Raw genomic sequence first — 19,928 nt, 5'->3', positions numbered from 1 at the left:
AACAGGCCAACTGCCCGATATTCACTCCTATTAACGGTGGAAGCCGGATTTCCCTACTTTTGTTTCAGGAAATCTCTCATAAGTCCATTCCGCAAAGTCGCCGTACTGGATTTCCACCATCACCAGCTCTCTGTCACGTCGTGAATTTGCGTACTACTCTTAATCATCAATTTACATATATAATCATTATATTAATAGTTAAAAAAATACAAAAAGGGCCCTCATCCAAAGGACGAGGAACCCGTGGTACCACCTTTATTAGCTAAAATAAGCTCACTTAGTCGGCAACAAGCATTTTTGCTTAATGCCCGTCTTTTGTATCGCCAAGACATATGCGCCAAATCCTACTGTTTGCATATAGCAAAGTTCAGCTTGGAGGCTCAGAAGCCCATTCACTATTTCTGCACATCAGTTCTCACCAACCACTGACTCTCTACAGTGCTACAAAATAGCTACTACCCTTCATCAACGCCTGAATTATGAATATGTTTGAATTATTTATCATCTTACCTTTTTGATTTCTGATTGTCAAGGGATATTTTTATTGTTTAAAAAAGGACATTATAACGAATCCAGTACCGACTCCAATTATTGTTCCTGCCGCTACTTTTCCAAAAAATATTCCTAAACAATCTCAAACACAACGCAACCAATTAAGGCAACAGCCCCACGTTCATAATTGATTTTATGTTATCCTACCATCATTATACGTTCTTACTCATATATATTTTCGTACCATATCCGTAATTCCCTTCAAATTACTCTCTCAAAAAAAACGGAAATGTTGTCCCTTGCACCGATCTTATTTCACCTATTGTCTCAATAAATTTTTCTAATGATGATGTGAGGAATGCGTCCTTTTTACGAATAAATACTGTTTTTATTTTGCTATATTGCTCAGGTAAGCGGTGATATTGCATTAGTCCCCGTGCATGGTGATGTTCCACAATTGACTTAGGGACATACGATACCCCTAACCCTGAATATACACTTCCTAATATCGTTTCAAGTGTACCCAGTTCCATTAACTTCGATGGAACTACTTGTTCATCCCGTAACCATTCTTGTAACTTCGCTCGATATCCACAGCCAGAGCTAAATACAAGGAATGGCTTTTCTTTTATTTCCTCTAATGAGACAGGATTCATATCAGAAACGAGCACCAACTCTTCTTCAAACACGTCATATTGAACTAAATCTGGGTGGACATTATGATTCCCTGCAGTTATAAATGCACCATCTAAGCGATAATTAAGTACTTCATCTATGAGCTCTTCTGTAACTCCTGTTGTTAAGGATAAATCCACATTTTGATATTTTTTATTATAAGTAGATAAAATGAATGGGAGTTTTATAACGGTTTCCACCGACCCAATTTCTAATTTCCCTGTTGGTTTATCCGCATTTTGGAATGCTTTCTTCATATCTGTCACTTGCGATAAAATCTTTTCCGCGTATTGAATGAGTGTTTTCCCTTCAGGAGTAAGAGTCATACCACGATTATGACGGTGAAAAAGCGGCGTTGTTAATTCTTCTTCTAGTTTATGAATCCTTGCTGTTACATTCGATTGTACATAATTCAACTCTTTCGCTGCCTTACTTATATTCCCTGTTTCTACTACCTTCATGAAGATATATAGATCTTTTAATTCCATCAGTTTCACCCCTAGCATTCCTGATTTCTTTGGTATCATTTTTTCTGATGCATACCATCTCTTATAATCATTTTACACGATATCAAATGTGATGTTAAATATATATATTCATGGTAAGTTCTGGGGAGGGAAGCATCTTGAAAAACAGTATTTTATATGGAGCATTTTTATGCTTAATCGCTAGTATATCGTGGGGAGCGATGTTTCCTGTAGCGAATCATTCCTTTCAATATATTGAACCATTTTATTTCACAATTTTCCGTTACATACCTGTAGCGATCATTCTTGTCATTATGTTGTGGTTCAAAGAAGGTAAGAAAGCATTTCGTACAGAAGGAAAAGGAATCGCACTATGGTTCTTCGGAACAATGGCCTTTACTATATATAATTTATTTATATTCTGGGGTCAGGATAAAATGGGAGATTCAGGAGTTTTATTAGCTTCGATTATGGAATCGCTGATGCCAATGATTTCTGTACTTATTCTATGGGTGATTAGCGGGATTCGACCAAAAGGCTACAACATGCTAAGTATAGGTATTGCTTTTATTGGTGTGCTTTTAGTCATCACAAAAGGTGATTTTTCAAGCTTGCTAAGTATGAAGAGTCAATTAATTCCCTTTATAGCACTTTTTGCATCTGTTGTAGGCTGGGTTTTATATACAATGGGTGGCAGTCGTTTCAGTGGATGGTCGGTATTAAGATATTCCACACTTACATGTTTATATGGAACTGTAACAGCAACTATTGTCGTACTTGTAACTACAATGTTCGGTGTGATCGAAGTACCTACGTTAGCTACAATCGATGCTGTTAAGTTCGATCTAGCATTTATGATCATTTTCCCTGGTTTAATTGCACTTCTCGGCTGGAATGTCGGAGTTAGTATATTGAAACCAGTTAACGCACTACTGTTTATCAACTTTGTTCCAATTACAACAGTAGTTGTGACATTTATTCAAGGTCATGCTCTGACTGTATATGATATCGTCGGTATATTACTTGTAATTGCAGCGTTGTTACTCAATAATATTTTCCAACGAAGAAAAGCAAAAGAAAAAGCGTATAAAGACACACGCTCCGAATTACAAACAGCGTAACACTGCTTTATCGTATTAATACTAAAAGCACCGTATTTAACGGTGCTTTTTTTTTGCGGTTGAATAGTTCCCTTGATTTGAGATATGTGCCTATTTGGTTCTTTTGATTGAATAGTTACCTAGAATGGAGATTTTCTTTTTTATGGGACTTATTCCGAGCGAATAGGTACCTAGATTGAAGCTTTTCCTTTTTTCGGGTCTTATTCCAAGCGAATAGATACCTCATTCATAGATTTTCACGTTTTAGGGATCTATTCAGAGCGAATAGGTACCTAGATTGAAGATTCTCCTTTTTTCGGGTCTTATTCCAAGCGAATAGATACCTCATTCACAGATTTTCACGTTTAAGGGATCTATTCATCCCGAATAGATACCTCATTCACAGATTTTCACGTTTAAGGGATCTATTCATCCCGAATAGAACCCTCACTCATATATTTCTACGTTTAAGGTAACTATTCTGGCCGAATAGAACCCTCACTCATATATTTCCACATTTAAGGTAACTATTCCGACCGAATAGTTACCTTTCTCAAAAATTATCACGCTGATGGTAACTATTTCGAGTAAATAGTTACCTTATTTAACGATTTGTACTTTTGAGGGATTTATTTCACGCGATAATCACTGCTTGTCACAGGACCATAAAAAGGATTTTTCTTCATATCTGCTATAAAATCAATTGTCTTCGCTTGATACATGTTATCACGGTATTCATACGTAATAATTATATCTCCAATAAAACTTGCAGGAGCTATTTGCCCACTTACACTGACCATTAACTGATTATTCATTACTTCATAATCAATAATGTTTTCAAAAATTATATCCTTAAATAAGTTTTTCGAATCAATATCTAAAGGAGCAATATTAATTTTATACTGTTTATCTCTAACTCGAATCTCCGCATGATCCTTTGTTAGATTTGTTTTCACATTTTTGTGAATGATAGCCAAAGGGTTATCTACAATCACTTCGTTACCTAAAAGGTGATCATCCAGCGTATTGAAGACATGTACTTCTTCTAACAATAAACCCGTTCCATGCCCTGTCGTTAAAGTTATTATTAGTTCTTTCTTTTGGTCCTCATTGATATCTAAATAGAAAATTTTTGGTAAGAAAGCTTGGGTCGTTACACTATTCCAAAAAGGTCTTGTATAAATTCCGCCTTTAAAATCAACCTTAAATCCTCTATACATACCACCCATTTTCTTACCATACAGCGTTATTTTCTCTTCATTAAATCTACTAACAATTTCATATCCTTCCATCTCTGCACCTGCAAAAGTTGGAGAAATTAATAGAAGGATTCCTAATATAAAACTGATATATGCTTTCATTAGAAACACCTCATCTTAGTGTTCCCAAATACTTGCTCTTATGCACTCCTACATACAAAACACTCAATGCAAATCTATCCGATAAATTCGCGAGCTCTCTCCCCATGGGTGATAACCGATACCAATATATTCAAATCCATATTTCTCATAGTAACCAATATGATCGGTACAGAGGTACATATAGTTAAAGCCGCCTTCTTTAGCTGTTTTCTTTCCTTCTTCCAATAGGATAGTTCCATATGCATTTCCTCTGTAATCCTCTTCAATATATAAAGAACAGAACCACGGATATAAATCCATGCGGCTAATAAAGTCATTTGTAATAAGACCTGCACAACCAATTATATTGTCACCATCTATTAACAAAAACCATTGTGGCAAAGGTTTGGAAAGGTCTGTACAATGTTTTATACAATCTTCATATACCATCATACTTTGCTCATTTGCCCATTTACTTTGAAAATACTGAATGGCTACATCCATATATTCAGGATGTTCTTTTACGGAAATTATCTTCATTTATTCACACCCTTGAAATCAAGTAAGTAAATAAGCGATAACTAACCTTGTGGAACAGATTTATATTCAAACCATTTACCATCTATTTTCACAAGTAAAAAATCACTATTACTTTCTATTGATGTACTATAAATCCTTGCATCGATCGGGAGCTTCGTTGCCGTACCATTTTGAAATGTATCGCCAGGTGAATATACATTTTGTATTTCACCAATTTTTTCTATACTCGTATCATGAACGTCGGATGAATATAACTCGTATACACGGTCATTGAACATAAATATATTTGCATTTTCATCATTCTCGACCATATCATTTGCAATTCCTTGCGCTTCAGTCCAAGTAGTAACATTTGGTTTATTACAACCGACAATCAATACCAATGAAATACAGATAATAAATATTACCTTCTTCAAAATACATCCCCCCTTTTGTATTTTGACGATATTTTTTAAAAAATGTTACCTGTTTAGCGCTAATATAATTACTCACTTATTGTTCCAACCTTTTTATCGCCCTTACTACCACATCTGGTCTATCCATATATATAGCGTGACTTGCCTCTGATGCAAATATCAATTCACTACTTTTATTTAGCTGTGCTTGCTGGACGATGAGTTCTTCCCACTTCTCTTCTAATATCCGTATTTCAGATTCAGGAAGACCTTCTTTCATTCCTAATGTAATGTTGTAATCTTTATCGCGGCCAATAACAATAAGAGGTATCTCTGGGAACTCGCCTAAACTCTTTATTACTTCAGCATCCTGCTTCCAATGTTTGATTTCAGAATACATCGCTTTATACATGGAAGGATTCACTTGAAAATCTAATATGCGTTGTTGTATATGAGCAGGGAGCAGTTTTTGTTTGTCAGTAAGAGTAGGTTTTAAAATTTTTTCTAATTCTCGCTGATCCATTAGAGAATAGGTCTGACATTTTTGCATCCAAAGTTCATCTGTATCTTCTTCATCTAACGTAGGTAAGTGTAAGTCATCTAATTCCTGCAAATCTACTGAAGTTGAATCTACTAATACGATTCCAGCTACCATTTCAGGATATTCTTTGGCAAAATGCTGTACACATAATCCTCCATATGAATGGCCTACTAAAATGACAGGTTCTGCTAGATTAAGTTTTCGAATAATCTCATTTAATTCGGTAACTACAGCCTGTGTATTGCGGACCTCAGAAACAATCTCACTCAAACCAAGTCCAGGGCGATGAAACAGGATAACTCTATTCGTTGGAGCAATGGATTCAGCAACATTTATCCATTCATAAAACGAACAACCCATTCCAGTAACAATAATGACAGGTCTTCCTGTATTACCGATTGTATGTATCTCTAGTCTCTTATTATTAATATTTAAAAATGTAGAAATGGCACTCCCCCCCAGTAGGCTATATTTTCTAATAACTTTCACAACTTTTCATCTTCATTATATCTCTTTATATAATAAAAAATGGCAAGTATATTTATACCCACCATTAGCTATTTGACTCTAATAATAACTGATCTATATTTATAATTGCCTTCAACTGTTGTAATAAATCCAAGCCAATGATTCCATCTAAATCGAAACCATAATTCATTGCACCTATTTCCAATATAAACTCCTCAGCTTCCATATCCCCAACTCTTACGGTGTCCACCTTTTTTGAATATACAAACTCTGATCCACCAACTCCAGTAATACGATATATCATGTCATTTTCTTCTGCGACAATCCCTATTGATTCTGCTAGGTCTGATGAAATAACTGTACTACCCGATCCTGTATCTACTAATACACGTTGCAAATGAAGTGTTTTTCCGTTAAACGATAGTTCCATATCGGCCAGTAATAAGCCATTTTCAATTAGTAATTTTTTCACTATCGCCTAACACCAACCCATTTTTTCTCTATGATATTGGGATGTTTACGGCTAGTATGAAGAACATATAATTCCCTATTAGGCTCTTCTTGATGAATTTCTTTATAGGCTCTCATTGCATCTGGGGAGTTAGAAAACTTTTTCAACGGTGCAATGTCTTCTAAAATACGCTCACTTTGTTCATTCGTATGTGCTCGAAGTGCTTCTATTAAAACCCACTGTCTCGGAAATGCTTTACACACATCTTCCCACTTCAATTGAGTCACCTCCACAATACTACTTATTATTATAACATGTACTTTTGTTCATTCCCCTGTCAAATCCCATGGTAAAATATTATTGCCTTAAAAAAAGACAAACCAATCAAAATCATTGGTTTGTCAGTCAAATATATGGAATATATTAAAGGTATTACTTTTATAGTTGATAAAATCCCTTCGTATTTCGATAAAGTATCTCGTAAACCTTGTGCACATCTAGTTGTTTTATCTCAGCGATTCTTCCAACGGATCGATGAATCATGTTAGGTTGTGTTATTTTCTCTGCAAATTCACTTTCGAATTGCCAAGGTCCATCCGTTTCCACCATCATTTGTTGTAGTGGATATCGTGCGACAAGACGCTGAATTTCTTCCTCGTACATAACATCTGGGGTAATCGAAATATGGTACCCGTTTTGAATCATCCGCTCGATTGTTTTATTATCGCCTTTAAACCAATGGAAGTGCGCATTTTTAATAGAATGCTTTTCTAATAGATTACATACTATCGGTGCATCGTCATACACTGCATGAAGTACGACCGGTTTATCCCACTTTTTAGCAAATCTTAGAAAGGCGTCTAATAGTTCTGTGTACCCTTCTAAAGAAAAGGCACCTTCACTTTCTATTCGTGAATAATAAGGGAGGCCAACTTCACCTACAGCTACCATTTTATCAAGGTTGGCTTCCATCCACTGAAACAAATCTGCTGCCTCATGATCCGTCAACAATTCCTGTTCAGGATGAAAACCAAATGCAGGTTTCACTTGAGGATAGATTTTTGCTAACTCAAGATTTTTTCGGCATGATTCCAAATGAAAGGAAACAGATACGAGATCTGTACAGCGCGCACTCTCCAAGCTCTCCATGATATGCTCGATTTCCTTTTCCTTATAAAGATCCAAGTGAATATGGGCATCGATTATGTTATTCATCACTTTCTCCACCTAACCCATTTTGCACAATTGTGGAGCTTATTTTTCTTTTCCATTTAAGGAACTCCTCTGTAAGTAACAACTCCTGCTTTCGTGGACGAGAAAAAGGAATAACAAACTCATTCGCAATTTGTGCTGGATTGCTTGAAAACACAAGTATTCGATCAGAAAGGAAGAGAGCTTCATCAATATTATGGGTAACGAACAGTATAGTTCTTTTATATTGAGACCAAATAGATAGAAGCCATTCATGCATTTCTTGGCGCGTGAAATCATCCAACGCAGAAAATGGCTCATCCAGGCAGATGAGTGATTGTGGACTTAATAAAGCACGAATAAAGGCTACCCTCTGTTTCATACCTCCAGATAACTCTTCTGGAAATGCTTGTTCATAACCACCTAGTCCTGCTTTTTGAATCATTTCCTTCGCCTTCACTTTATCCTTTGTTCCATGGAGCTCTTGCCCTAGTATGACATTATCCAATACTGTTCTCCAAGGTAGGAGCGCCGGTTGTTGGGGCATGTAACTAATAAATCCACGTTTTCCCGTAATGTTATCATCATCAAGTGAAATCGCCCCATGATCTGGATTCAACAACCCTCCGATCAGTTGAAACAATGTACTTTTTCCACTTCCGGATGGTCCGAGAATAGTTACAAATTCTCCCTCTTCGACATGGAGGCTAATATCCTTTAATATTTCACGTCCATCAAAGCTTTTCGATAGCTCCTTCACTTCTAATGCGCCCATCCAACTCAATCCCCCTTCCTTCTGCCTTTAATTAACAGCTTTTCAAATAATGTGATGACCCCAAAGAATAGGAGACTCAAAATCATCACGATAAAAATCGCCACAAATACGCGATCTGTTCTAAACGAAGAACTTGCCAGTGTCATATACACACCTATCCCTTGCTTTGCTCCAAGCCATTCTGAGATAACTGCTCCCATTACACTATAAGTAGCAGCAATCTTTAAACCTGAAAATAAAGCAGGTAAAGAATTAGGCCATTCTAATTTCGAAAATAATTGTAGCTTATTAGCACCAGCCATTAACATGTAATGTTTCATTTCTGGCGGTGTATTTTTAAACCCACCAAGAGCGGCTATTGTAATCGGGAAAAAACAAACTAATGTAATAATGATAATTTTTGGTAGTACCCCAAATCCAAACCAAATCACAAGGAGTGGAGCCAAAACTATGATTGGGACATTTTGCGATAAAATTAACAGTGGATATACAGCCTCTCGTACTCCAGGTAACAGATGTAAGAGAATTGCTACGAGCAGCCCGACAGAACACCCAATCACAAAACCTGTTAATGCAAGTCCGATTGTGGATTGGAGATGATGTGTAAAGTTTCCAAAGTTACTCCAGCCCTCCAATACAATGACAGAAGGAGCAGGTAATAACCATGTTGGTACATCCGCTACTTTTACAGTAACCTGCCATATAGTAAGTAAAAGGAGGAGAACCAATGCTGGTCTCCATCCTTTCCTCCATAGCGTTCCCAATAGTTTTACCATTTTTTATTCCCCTTGCTTAGGTAAAAATTCATTCGTGAATGCTTTCTTAACATCAATTTTTTCTTCTAAAAGATCTCTATCAAACATCCAGTTCATATAGTTTTCCCAAATTTCTTCTTTTTGCTCTCCCCAACGAGGAGCATCGTCTTGATAACGAGTAGCAAGCCACTGTTGTGATTTTTTCACAAGCTCTGCATCTAAGTCAGGTACAGCTTTTACTAAAATGTCCGCAGCTTCATCTGGATTTTCAATCGCAAATTGATATCCTTTTGTTACAGCTGCCATAAAAGCTTTTACCGTGTCCGGATTTTTGTTAATCATGCTTTCATTCGTAGAAATAACTGGTGTGTAGTAGTCCAGTTGATCAGAGAAGTCCGTTAAGTACATCATATTTAAATCATCACCACGGATTTCCGCTTCGATACCTGTCCATGCATAATAAATCCAAGCAAAGTCGATATCGCGTTTTACCGCAGTGAAGAAATCAGTATTCCCCATATTTACAATATCTAGTTTGTTAATATCAGCATTTTCTCCTTCCATTAAGGAAGAAATTACTGCCTCCTCGACAGGAGCACCCCAACCGCCATATGTTTTACCTTCAAAATCTTTTGGAGATGTGATATTCTTTTCCACTGGAGAGGCAAATCCAGACGTATTATGTTGAATAATTGCACCAATAGATACGATTGGTACATCCTGTACACGTGCTTCTGTAATAGCCTCTTGTGCACTAATACCAAAATCCGCTCTTCCAGCAGCAACTAGCTGATCAGCACCAGTCTCACCTGGCATCATAATTTCAACTTCTAAACCTTCATCTTTAAAATATCCTTTTTCTTGGGCTACATATAAACCTGTATGGTTCGTATTTGGTGTCCAATCGAGCACCATTGTAACCTCTGTTAAACCATCTTCATTTTTGCTTTTACTATCTTCAGCACCACAACCTGCTAGCAATAGTAAAGCTACTAAACTAAATAACCACTTCTTCATCCTCTTTTTCCCTCCATTATTTTTGGAAAGAGAACCGCTTGAAAACGAAAAAGATGCCCATAGGTTATGAACCTGGGCATCAAAAAGAACACTCATTAACTTTAAATGATTTGATGTTCCCTTCGCTGGTATGAGCCAGAGCAGGTTCTAAGGGTCAGCACCTAACGGATGCTATCTCAACCGGCACTACCGGTCCCCCCACATTCCACATGATGTAATTTTCATCTTTAGTATAGCAGATTAAGAGAGTGTGTCTAGTTTTTTTAATTTCTAAGACTTTCCTTTTTCATTCTTTCCATCCAAATATCTAACAAGTTATAATATGCTTTCAAATTGGAATGAATTTGGATGGCTATTTCTTCATTGTAAGTATGGACAGTCAGATTTCGATCATTCACCATTTTCAGTCCTACAATGGCTTCTTCCACACTAAAAAGATTTATTTCCCGAAAACTACGAATGACACTTTTAGGAGAACCTACATCAATACCTTCTATATCATACAAATATTGCTTACCTGCTTTCCAACAGGCTTCAAAAGTGAATTCAAATCTCTGAATACAAGCATCACGCTCAATCGCATTCGGCTGGTCAATCACAACAAGCTCTCCAAAGGCCGTTAAAGCATTTTTCGCAGTATTTATCCGTTCTTGAAGTCTTTCCATAAGATCCCCTCCTTATGTACATTTTGGATAAGGCTAGAACTAGCTTCTTTCAAATTTACAACATCCACATTATATGGAATAGTCGATTCTTTTACTTTATCTATTAATTTTATCCAACTTTCTACAGGAATTTCCTCAAGAGATTCAATAGCAATATCAATATCAGAGCTCTGCTTTTCTTCATTACGTGCCCATGAGCCAAATAGGTAGATCCTTACATTATAATCAACTAATGCTTCCGTAAGGATGTGATTTAATTGCTGTAATATACTTTTACGTAACTCTTTATCATCCATCACTCTACCTCCTATTAGAAATTACTATATAAGTATTGTCAGTTCCTTGTTAATTCAGTCTTTCAGTATATTTTCCAACGCCTTTTCTAATTGCGGATATTGATATTCGTATTTATTGAGCATTGCTTGTTCTGGTATCGCACATTGCCCACGTAAGAGCATATCGCTCATTTCACCAAGTAATGCCTTCATCGCAAAACTCGGGACTGGTAGCCAATGTGGGCGACGCAGTACTCTTCCAATTGTTTTACCGAATTCACGCATTTTTGCTGGTTCAGGAGCGGTGACATTTATCGCACCAATTATTTCTGGGTTTTCGATTGCGAAATGGAGTAAACCAGCTGCGTCTACAACATGAATCCATGATAACCATTGTTTCCCTGAACCTATTGTTCCACCGACTCCCATTTTGTAAGGGAGAACCATTAATGGTAAAGCTCCTTCTTCCTTCCCAAGCACGACTCCAAAACGAGCAAACACCGTACGAACTCCATATTGTTCGGCATGCATTGCTTCTGCTTCCCACATTTTCACTACGGTTGCAAGGAAATCAGTTGCATCACTTGTCGATTGCTCAGTAAAAATTTCCGTATCAGACATTCCGTAAAATCCAACAGCTGAACCGTTTACAAGTACTTGTGGCTTAACTTCTAATGCACTAATAATTCGAATGATTTCTCGTGTTGCTGTCATACGACTGTCTAATATTCTCTGCTTTTTTGATTTTGTCCATCTGACTCCATTAATAGACTCGCCTGCTAGATTTACAATCGCATCCACTTGATGTAATTGTTTTTCAGGCTCACTATTCGCAACTAGCCACTGAACAGCTTTGAGCTGCTCTGTTTCTGTAACCTTTTCTGGATTTCTTGTTAAAATAGTTACTTGATAACCATCATTTAATAACCGTTCCTGTAATGCTTTCCCAATAAAGCCACTTCCACCTGCAATGACAACATGCATTAGAATAGCCCCTCTCCTGTTTGGAAAATTTTTCTTATTACTCATTATACATCTTTTACAATCTAAAAAAGAAAGAATATTCTAAGCAAAAATGATAGAATACAATTAAGATTCGAGTTCGGAGGTTACTTATGTATAAATATACTATCTGCTTTATTAGGCAAGGTGATAATATATTACTACTTAATCGCGAAAATCCTGAATGGATGGGAATATGGAATGGCGTTGGCGGTAAGATAGATGCAGGGGAAACTCCATTACAATGTATTTTGCGCGAAGTGGAAGAAGAAACCGGCATTGTACTGGATACTGCGGAGTATAAAGGAATCGTTAGTTGGATTAGTGGAGGAATGTATGTCTTTGTGGCAGAGTTACCTGAGGAATTTCACTTTGCTACTCCTATGAAGACAGATGAAGGGATTCTTGATTGGAAAAATATTGACTGGATTCTCCATCCTCATAATCAAGGTATGGCAAACTTAAAATATTTCTTACCTACCATTCTTAACGACCCGATAAACTATGAACATAGGTTTACATATGAGGGCCATGACGTCATCGAATTTGAGACGGTTCCTTTAGGAGAATTACAAACGACAAAGTAGTGAAGTTGAGCAAAGTAAAAGTGTGTGTGCCCACAGGCTACCGAAACGATTTCGACAGCCTTTGTCTTATCACTAAAAACTAATACTATTAATCCTGCTTAAGAAAACAAATAACTATTCTAATGGATAACAATTGCTTATTCTTTCGGAGTGGATGCCCCACCATTACTTCTATGTATCTTTTTTAAAGTTGAGTTTATATTGTTAAGACTTAGCAATATAAATCCAAGCATAATGAATGTTACAATTTCACCTGTAAAAAAAGCTACAATACTCAATACTAAAAAATAAAAGCCATACCACCAATTGCTCATGTTAATACCTCGCTTTTTTCCTTACACCAAAGGTTCCTAGTTCTATATTCAATATCCACCATGAAATATCCTTCCTGTTACATCATTAACAATTGTAGCTGATAAATTAAGAGTGCTCTTGAATAAAAAACATCTACTCTATAGAGGCAATTAACCTTCAGGAACAAAATAAACCTACCAATCTATATGAAGGATTGGCAGGTTTCTAAAACTACTACTTTATCTAAATTTTTACTTTGATTCCAATTCAATGAACTCTGATTTTTCATTCCACTCAATTTGCAACTTCACTTTAGTTGTTATCAACGGCATAAGTTCGTTACTTGAATACTCGCCTAAGTAATACATCCCATTTTCAGGTACATCAGTGTAAATAGCTGATTCACTTTTTGTGATGCCCCCTGCTTCGTAAACAGAGCTTATTTCCCCAGTTGGAAGAGACTTTTCACCAATATATTTCGCAAATATTTTTGTTATAAATCTATCAGAATCCTTCTCCCTATAAGCTATATTTACCACTGCCCAATTATCGCTATGTCCTTTGAAGTTAAGATACACCATATTTGGGTCATTAAGGACATCTAAAAAGGCTTCATTCTCAATACTAGAATAATGATCATCTATATCCTCACAACCACTAAGTATCATAAAGCTTATAAAAATAATACTTAATAATCTTTTCAATTTTGATGGTTTCCTCCCTTCATCTTAGAAAATTTTGAATCTATATGAAAAAAACCTCGTTGAAGTATGCAATTGTGGGGCTTAAAAATCGTCCCTTCATTCATTAACATTCGCGTTTGAAATCTTTTCTCCTGTTAAGATTTCAAATATAATGGCAGAATTTTCTTTATTCAATTGGTAATATCTACTTCCTCCATGGAGACCTACTTTATCCTTATTTGGACTTATCCAAAGTTGATATTGTATGGTTTTTACATCGACTTCAGCATTTGTAGGTTGAAATGCAAATTTGTAATCAGGAGGACGTTCCATTTGAAACTTTACTATCTCCCAATTTATATTATCTATCATCTTTCTCACTGTCTGAACTTGCTCTTTATCCGTAATAACTTTCATAACTTCATATTTGTTTTCACTACCAATACGCTGAAAAACTTTAATTTCTTGTTCTTGATATGAACAAGCTACCATAAATAATGTAATTATTATAATCCCGATTACATACTTTGTTTTTTCCAAAGGCATCTTCTCCTTCTTACATTATATGAGTAGCTCCCATAATAATTGTCGTAAAATTATAAATATAAAGTGAAATGAATACGGTGTAAAAAAGAGAGATTGGCACAAAGGAATATGGTTGCAAATAAAAAGCCGAACTATAACTTGATTTCAAAACAAGATAGTTTGGCCACTTTATTTAAAATTTTATAGTTACCAGCGGAGGAAATACACGAAGACTCCTGCGGGAATAAAGGAGGGAGGGCACTGAAAATCTTTCATATTTTTGTTTATTATAGTAGTTGATGGCAAAAAAAAGGGCAATTTCCCACTGTTTTAAGAGGGAAATTGCCTTACTATGTCACTATTTTTTACTCTTTTTCACTGAGCAATTTTATAATTCGCTTTAGATTGACAGCGAATATCGTCGTTGCTCCTTGGACTTGCAAACCAAATAGACCCGCAGATGATGCTATATCATACCCGTGTCTGTGTTTTAACTCACTATTTTTGGCTTCAATTTTATACCGAGACTTCGCTAAGTTCTTAAACTCTTCTGTGTTTTGAAAAGCTTCCTGCTCGGTATGTTCTTTGGATTTAATTGTTACATAGTAGGACTTCGTTTTCGCTCCCTCTTTATAACATCCATCACGAAGTGGACAGACTTTACACTTTTCTACATCAAATATGTATCTAATTCTTGGACTTTTCTTTTCTCCATCTCCTTTGTTGTATTTTTTACCAGTTGCTAAGTGACCTGCCTTACACACGTACAATCCAGCATCTTTATTAAATTCAAACTCTTTTTCTTTTGTTCGTGTTCCATGTGTTATGATTGGATGCAATTTAGAAACCAGAGTTAGTTCATTTTCACTGGCATAGCTAATATTATCCTTCTCAGAATACGCAGTATCTCCAATAACTGTTTCAATTTCCATTCCTGTTGCTTGACTCTTCTGAACTAATTCCTGCAGGAATTTCCCATCACTCTTTTCACCTGTTGTCACAACTGCTGAAGTAATAATTCTTTCATCACTCATCGCAAGGTGCGTTTTAAAACCAAAAAAAGAAGAATCTGCAGATTTATGTCCTGTCCTGGCATCAGGATCATTAGAATAGCTAAGGTTTTCTTTGAAATCCTCCGTGACTTCTCTTAAAACATTTAACTTCTCTTTAACAGAAGGCACCTCTGCGATTTGTGGCTCTCTTTCAATAATTGAAATGATTTGATTACAATAATCCAATTCATCTGAGATTTCATTAGAAGTTGGTTTTGCGGGGAATTTTTCTTTTACAGAGTCATCAATTTGATACACTGCTTTTCTAACATTTTTTGATTTCTCTTGTAAAAACTCTTTTGGTGATTTTTGATGATAACGAGATTTTGTATGTGTAGAGTCCACGATTATCGTTTTACTATTAATAATTCCGTGTTCCAACGCGATTTCAACCGATTTCCCTATAAGCATATCTAATAAACCCTCATCTGTAAGACGGAGTTTGCGGAATTTAGTCAGCGAGCTTGGATTAATGACTTTATCCTCGGGTGCCATATCGAGGAAATATTTAAATGACATATCATATTTTGATCGTTCTACTACATCGACATCAGATAAATCAAAAAATGATTTTAACAGTAGATATTTAAACATACGAATTGGAGGAACTGCGTTCCTTCCGTTATCAAGGCAATATTTTGTTTTCAATTCTTCAAATATAAATGTAAAATCTACAAGTTCATTGATCTTACGTAGCATATTGTCTTTCGGTACAACTATGTCGTATATTGCCATGAATGGGCTTAGATTTAGAGACTCTTGGTTTGATAGCATTTGGAAGATCACCTACATATAATTAGTATCTTTATTATAAAGTAAAAAAGCAGTAGAAAGTTCGATGTATTTGAACTTTCTACTGCAAAATTAGAGACTTTTTCAGTGCCCTCAATAAAGGCCTCGATGAGACCCCACAGGCGCGTTTAGCGCCGAGGAGGCTCATTAGCCGCCCGCGGAAAGCGTAGTGTATTTCCGAAGCAGTATAGTTATACTTACATCGTTCTAATTTAAATTGAGTTCAAATCGTTTGTCACAACCTCTAGTAATAATACCCCTACTCTTATTCACTCGGATACAGTTTTTTATACTTTTCTACTGTATGTTTTATTAACTCCTTTAAAACATTAATATCGATATCAGCTAATTTATTTACATATATACAAGCTTTACTCTTTGTGTGTTTACCAAAGTTTTCTAAAAATTTGTCTCTTTCTTCCCCTTCATAATCTAAATAAAGACTAATTTTTGCTTTTCTCGGTGAAAAGGCAACTAAAGGCGCGTCCCCTTCACGTCCTGATGCATACTTATAATGATAGCTACCAAAACCGATAATACTAGGGCCCCACATCTTTGCCTCGTAGCCAGTCACCTCCTCGAAAATTTGTAATAACTCATATGCATCTGCCTTCTTCTTTTCACTTTCCACTTTCTCAATAAATTCAATGACACTGTTGTTCGTTTCTTTCATCTTCGGTTCAGACAATTGCTAAACCTCCTTTTCATTAAGTAAACAATTTATACTTTATTTCCCCTTGCAAAAAACGTACGGCAAATTTGTTCGGTTTTTTGTTCTAGCAGCTTACTAGCTTCTTTTATGGCAGTTTCTAATGTCATTGGTCGGTTAATGATACTATATACCCCTATTACGCCATATGGATAAAGGTTTTGGATATTATCACCAACAGAACCTGCAAGAATAATAGTTGGGATATTGTTTTTACGCGCTGCCTCTGCGACTCCCATCGGTGTTTTTCCAAAAGCAGTTTGCGAATCCACTTGTCCTTCTCCAGTAATCACGAGGTCCGCACCGTCCAATATTTCATTAAAGCCGGAGTATTCGAGAACTACCTCCACTCCCCTTTTCCTAACAGCCGGAAAGAATGCTTGAAAGGCGCCACCAATTCCGCCAGCTGCTCCAGCTCCTGCTGCATCATGTATATGTATTCCTGTTGTTTCTTCAATAACATTCGCAAAATGTTGGAGATTACTATCTAATTCCTCTACCATTTCTGGTGTTGCTCCCTTTTGTGGTCCAAACACATACGAGGCCCCATTTTTTCCAATCAATGGATTTTCAACATCAGAAGCAATTAAAAAGGTACTCTCCTCAACTCTTTGATCAAAATGCGTCATATCAATGTTTCTAATATTCCCTAATTCCCCGCCACCAAAGCCGACTTCGTTTCCCTCTTTATCTTTTAGACTAACGCCAAGTGCTTGCAACATTCCTGCACCACCATCATTTGTAGCAGAACCACCGAGGGCTAAAATAAATTTTCTGTATCCATCATCTAGTGCATGTTTAATCAGTTCTCCGGTTCCGAATGTCGTTGTCTGCATTGGATTAAGTTCATCTTTCGTTAATAAGTTAATTCCAGATGCACTCGCCACTTCAACAACACAAGTTACGCCATCACCAAGCACTCCATAAATCGCTTCCACTTTTCTTCCAAGTGGTCCTGTTACTACTTTACTCACTTGATGACCGCTTGTGGCAGAAACTAATGTTTCTACTGTTCCTTCCCCACCATCCGCCATTGGAACTATTACCGTTTCTGCAGATGGCAATGCAGCTTTAACACCTTTTTCAATCGCATATGCTGCCTCCATTGCTGTCACGCTACCTTTAAAGGAATCGGGTGCAATCACAACTTTAATATTCCCCACCTCCATATGAAATTAGCTATTTTTTCCATTATAACGAAAAACCTCTCCTTCTCATACTGAGTAAATTGAAAAATCTGTAACTTATGATATAATTAGTATGCTAAAGGATTAAAATATAAAAAATTTAGAGGTGAAGTGGTTTGTTGTCTGTTGATCGTTTAAAAGATTATCAGTTTACAAGCCTCCGCAAGGACTTCATTTCTGGGATTACCGTCGGTATTGTAGCCATTCCTCTAGGGATGGCTTTTGCCATGGCTTCGGGTGTGAAGCCAGAGTACGGAATTTACACGACGATTATCGCTGGATTGCTAGTCTCATTGCTAGGCGGTTCACGGTTTCAAATTGCAGGTCCAACGGGAGCATTTATTCCTATCTTACTTGCTATCGTTCTGCAATATGGCTACCAAGATTTATTAATTGCAGGTTTAATGGCAGGAGTAATGCTTATTATGATGAGTTTCTTGCGTATAGGAAACTTAGTTCATTACATTCCTAGATCTGTAACGATTGGTTTTACCACTGGAATTGCCGTTATCATATTTTCTGGGCAAATCAGTAATTTCTTCGGACTTTCTAACGTAGAAAAGAAAGAATACTTCCACGAAAACATGCTTGAAATCTTTCGGCACTTCCCTACATTGAACATTTACAGCATTATTACTGCTATTATTGGTATTATAACAATTCTTGTTATTCCAAGACTTTCTCGAAAAATACCGGTTTACTTAGCAGGGCTAATGATTCCAACGCTAGTAGCTGTTCTTTTTTATCCAAACCATGTGGAAACAATCGGTACGGCTTTTGGTGGCATCCCTCAAACTCTACCAGAATTTCAATTCCCTTCAATTACACTAGGGAAAATTAGTCAGTTATTTGTACCAGCACTCATTATTGCTTCGTTAGGGGCTATAGAATCCCTTCTTTCCGCAGTTGTCGCAGATGGAATGACAAAAGAAAGACATCATTCCAATAGAGAATTATTTGGTCAAGGTGTTGCAAATATAGTAGCTCCACTTTTCGGTGGAATCCCTGCAACTGGAGCGATTGCACGTACAGCAACTAACATTAAATCTGGAGCTGTCAGCCGCTTATCAGGCGTTATTCATAGTGTTTTTGTATTGGTGACACTTCTGCTATTTGCACCTTATGCTTCACATATTCCACTTGCAGCGATGGCACCAATTTTAATGTTTGTAGCATGGAATATGGCGCAGGTAAAGTCCTTTAAACAAATTCTGAATATGAAATCAAGTGATTCTGTTGTACTAGTGACTACGTTTGCTTTAACTGTCTTTGTTAATTTAACTGTTGCCGTTCAGGTCGGTTTACTGCTAGCGATTCTTTCCTTTATACAAAAGAAAAGTAAATTAATACAAGTAAATCAAGGAAAACATGACACATTAGACTTAACTGCTCACTTTAACTATAAGACTTTTACAGTTAAGGGGCCGTTATTCTTTGGAACAGCACAGGCTTTTGAACGTGCTCTAACCGCCACAATTCAAAATGCTCCTAAAGTAATTATTTTGAATATGTCTGAAGTAACGACGATAGATGCAACTGGAGAGGAGAAACTCTCATCATTTATTAAAGATTTTACTGCCTCAGGCGGAAGAGTATTGATTACAGGTCTGAATGAAGAAGAATTAACACTCTTTAAAAAGAGCGGTCTATATGAACATCTTGGTTCCTCTTCTTTTTACCCGGATGAGGAAAGTGCGATTGCATCCGTATCACGCTTAGAAGATGAAAGTGAAAAGGTTGATAAAATTTTAGCCTAAAGGAGGCTTCATATGAATGATTCAGGAAGACCATATCTATATCTTCTAATCTTTGTCATCGCCTACACGTTAATAACACCATTAATAGTTGAAGAAGTACTATTAAACCAACTAAACTTCGCCATTGTAATTGGTTTGTTATTTATGATATTTGTTAAGCTAAATAGAAAAAAATAACCTTTCTCACTTAGAC

Annotated in this window: 24 protein-coding genes, 1 riboswitch and 2 other annotated features (1 of these 27 only partly in view); of the genes, 4 read left to right on the top strand and 20 right to left on the bottom strand. The window is 36.5% G+C overall.

The features are described 5' to 3' along the window. Positions 1-176: a binding site (T-box leader), on the bottom strand; it reaches 63 nt to the left of the window's first position. Positions 177-225: 49 nt separating this feature from the next. Continuing rightward, positions 226-478, bottom strand: a binding site (T-box leader). 280 nt (positions 479-758) lie between these two features. Further along, positions 759-1,655, bottom strand: coding sequence for a LysR family transcriptional regulator (locus ACFPM4_RS12190; protein ID WP_144925449.1), 897 nt, complete (start codon positions 1,653-1,655; stop codon positions 759-761). Positions 1,656-1,789: 134 nt separating this feature from the next. Between ACFPM4_RS12190 and ACFPM4_RS12185 the strand changes: the two genes are divergently transcribed. Beyond that, entirely contained in the window at positions 1,790-2,755 is a 966-nt protein-coding gene (locus ACFPM4_RS12185; RefSeq protein ID WP_382352101.1) for a DMT family transporter, read from the top strand. Positions 2,756-3,363: 608 nt separating this feature from the next. Here the strand turns inward: ACFPM4_RS12185 and ACFPM4_RS12180 are convergent. From ACFPM4_RS12180 to ACFPM4_RS12120, 13 genes are all read right to left on the bottom strand, one after another. Then, a complete protein-coding gene (locus ACFPM4_RS12180) occupies positions 3,364-4,095 on the bottom strand; it encodes a hypothetical protein (RefSeq protein WP_382351947.1) in 732 nt (243 codons plus the stop codon). A gap of 63 nt (positions 4,096-4,158) precedes the next feature. Beyond that, the gene (locus ACFPM4_RS12175; protein ID WP_382351944.1) at positions 4,159-4,614 is read right to left on the bottom strand and encodes a GNAT family N-acetyltransferase; all 456 of its coding nucleotides are present in this window, start codon (positions 4,612-4,614) and stop codon (positions 4,159-4,161) included. A 41-nt stretch (positions 4,615-4,655) separates the two neighbouring features. Continuing rightward, positions 4,656-5,030: a hypothetical protein gene (locus ACFPM4_RS12170; RefSeq protein WP_382351940.1), complete on the bottom strand. Its 375-nt coding sequence runs from the start codon at positions 5,028-5,030 to the stop codon at positions 4,656-4,658. A 76-nt stretch (positions 5,031-5,106) separates the two neighbouring features. Further along, complete coding sequence (locus ACFPM4_RS12165; protein WP_382351937.1) at positions 5,107-6,039, bottom strand: alpha/beta fold hydrolase; 933 nt, start codon at positions 6,037-6,039, stop codon at positions 5,107-5,109. A gap of 64 nt (positions 6,040-6,103) precedes the next feature. Then, complete coding sequence (locus ACFPM4_RS12160; RefSeq protein WP_382351934.1) at positions 6,104-6,490, bottom strand: aspartyl protease family protein; 387 nt, start codon at positions 6,488-6,490, stop codon at positions 6,104-6,106. After that, complete coding sequence (locus ACFPM4_RS12155) at positions 6,490-6,747, bottom strand: hypothetical protein (protein ID WP_382351931.1); 258 nt, start codon at positions 6,745-6,747, stop codon at positions 6,490-6,492. Before ACFPM4_RS12155 ends, ACFPM4_RS12160 begins: the two co-directional genes overlap by 1 nt. A 160-nt stretch (positions 6,748-6,907) precedes the next feature. Further along, positions 6,908-7,684: a TatD family hydrolase gene (locus ACFPM4_RS12150; protein ID WP_382351928.1), complete on the bottom strand. Its 777-nt coding sequence runs from the start codon at positions 7,682-7,684 to the stop codon at positions 6,908-6,910. Further along, complete coding sequence (locus ACFPM4_RS12145; protein ID WP_382352098.1) at positions 7,677-8,435, bottom strand: ABC transporter ATP-binding protein; 759 nt, start codon at positions 8,433-8,435, stop codon at positions 7,677-7,679. The genes ACFPM4_RS12150 and ACFPM4_RS12145 overlap by 8 nt, the downstream gene beginning before the upstream one ends. A 5-nt stretch (positions 8,436-8,440) precedes the next feature. After that, positions 8,441-9,211 carry an ABC transporter permease gene (locus ACFPM4_RS12140; protein WP_382351925.1) on the bottom strand — a complete coding sequence of 257 codons (771 nt, stop codon included), beginning with the start codon at positions 9,209-9,211 and terminating at the stop codon, positions 8,441-8,443. Between the two features lie 3 nt (positions 9,212-9,214). After that, on the bottom strand, positions 9,215-10,207 hold the full coding sequence (locus ACFPM4_RS12135) for an ABC transporter substrate-binding protein (RefSeq protein WP_144925420.1): 993 nt from the start codon (positions 10,205-10,207) through the stop codon (positions 9,215-9,217). 100 nt (positions 10,208-10,307) lie between these two features. Next, positions 10,308-10,417: riboswitch (TPP riboswitch) on the bottom strand. A 53-nt stretch (positions 10,418-10,470) separates the two neighbouring features. Next, complete coding sequence (locus ACFPM4_RS12130; protein WP_382351921.1) at positions 10,471-10,872, bottom strand: HI0074 family nucleotidyltransferase substrate-binding subunit; 402 nt, start codon at positions 10,870-10,872, stop codon at positions 10,471-10,473. Continuing rightward, positions 10,848-11,168: a nucleotidyltransferase family protein gene (locus ACFPM4_RS12125; protein WP_382351918.1), complete on the bottom strand. Its 321-nt coding sequence runs from the start codon at positions 11,166-11,168 to the stop codon at positions 10,848-10,850. Before ACFPM4_RS12125 ends, ACFPM4_RS12130 begins: the two co-directional genes overlap by 25 nt. A gap of 54 nt (positions 11,169-11,222) precedes the next feature. Continuing rightward, complete coding sequence (locus ACFPM4_RS12120; protein WP_382351915.1) at positions 11,223-12,131, bottom strand: TIGR01777 family oxidoreductase; 909 nt, start codon at positions 12,129-12,131, stop codon at positions 11,223-11,225. A 131-nt stretch (positions 12,132-12,262) separates the two neighbouring features. On the opposite strand from ACFPM4_RS12120, the gene ACFPM4_RS12115 reads away from it, so the two are divergent. Then, entirely contained in the window at positions 12,263-12,736 is a 474-nt protein-coding gene (locus ACFPM4_RS12115) for an NUDIX hydrolase (protein ID WP_382351912.1), read from the top strand. A gap of 137 nt (positions 12,737-12,873) precedes the next feature. Here the strand turns inward: ACFPM4_RS12115 and ACFPM4_RS12110 are convergent, their stop codons facing one another. The 6 genes from ACFPM4_RS12110 to ACFPM4_RS12085 form a co-directional block, all read right to left on the bottom strand. Continuing rightward, a complete protein-coding gene (locus tag ACFPM4_RS12110) occupies positions 12,874-13,050 on the bottom strand; it encodes a hypothetical protein (protein WP_382351909.1) in 177 nt (58 codons plus the stop codon). Positions 13,051-13,281: 231 nt separating this feature from the next. Beyond that, complete coding sequence (locus tag ACFPM4_RS12105) at positions 13,282-13,734, bottom strand: hypothetical protein (RefSeq protein ID WP_382351906.1); 453 nt, start codon at positions 13,732-13,734, stop codon at positions 13,282-13,284. Positions 13,735-13,830: 96 nt separating this feature from the next. Continuing rightward, on the bottom strand, positions 13,831-14,253 hold the full coding sequence (locus tag ACFPM4_RS12100) for a YhfM domain-containing protein (protein WP_382351903.1): 423 nt from the start codon (positions 14,251-14,253) through the stop codon (positions 13,831-13,833). Positions 14,254-14,603: 350 nt separating this feature from the next. After that, positions 14,604-16,064 carry an IS1182 family transposase gene (locus ACFPM4_RS12095; protein WP_382351901.1) on the bottom strand — a complete coding sequence of 487 codons (1,461 nt, stop codon included), beginning with the start codon at positions 16,062-16,064 and terminating at the stop codon, positions 14,604-14,606. A 283-nt stretch (positions 16,065-16,347) separates the two neighbouring features. Next, positions 16,348-16,770: a DUF1801 domain-containing protein gene (locus ACFPM4_RS12090; protein WP_382351898.1), complete on the bottom strand. Its 423-nt coding sequence runs from the start codon at positions 16,768-16,770 to the stop codon at positions 16,348-16,350. 32 nt (positions 16,771-16,802) lie between these two features. After that, a complete protein-coding gene (locus tag ACFPM4_RS12085) occupies positions 16,803-17,945 on the bottom strand; it encodes a glycerate kinase (RefSeq protein WP_382352095.1) in 1,143 nt (380 codons plus the stop codon). 152 nt (positions 17,946-18,097) lie between these two features. Between ACFPM4_RS12085 and ACFPM4_RS12080 the strand changes: the two genes are divergently transcribed. Continuing rightward, the gene (locus ACFPM4_RS12080) at positions 18,098-19,735 is read left to right on the top strand and encodes a SulP family inorganic anion transporter (RefSeq protein WP_382351895.1); all 1,638 of its coding nucleotides are present in this window, start codon (positions 18,098-18,100) and stop codon (positions 19,733-19,735) included. Between the two features lie 12 nt (positions 19,736-19,747). After that, positions 19,748-19,912, top strand: a complete 165-nt coding sequence (locus tag ACFPM4_RS12075) for a hypothetical protein (RefSeq protein ID WP_382351892.1) — start codon at positions 19,748-19,750, stop codon at positions 19,910-19,912. Positions 19,913-19,928 lie beyond the last annotated feature (16 nt).

The organism is Lederbergia graminis, assembly GCF_042655485.1.
Lineage (GTDB): Bacteria > Bacillota > Bacilli > Bacillales > Bacillaceae_C > Lederbergia > Lederbergia graminis.
The sequence above is the reverse complement of the archived record's forward strand: the minus strand, read 5'-3'. Positions and strand labels throughout refer to the sequence as shown.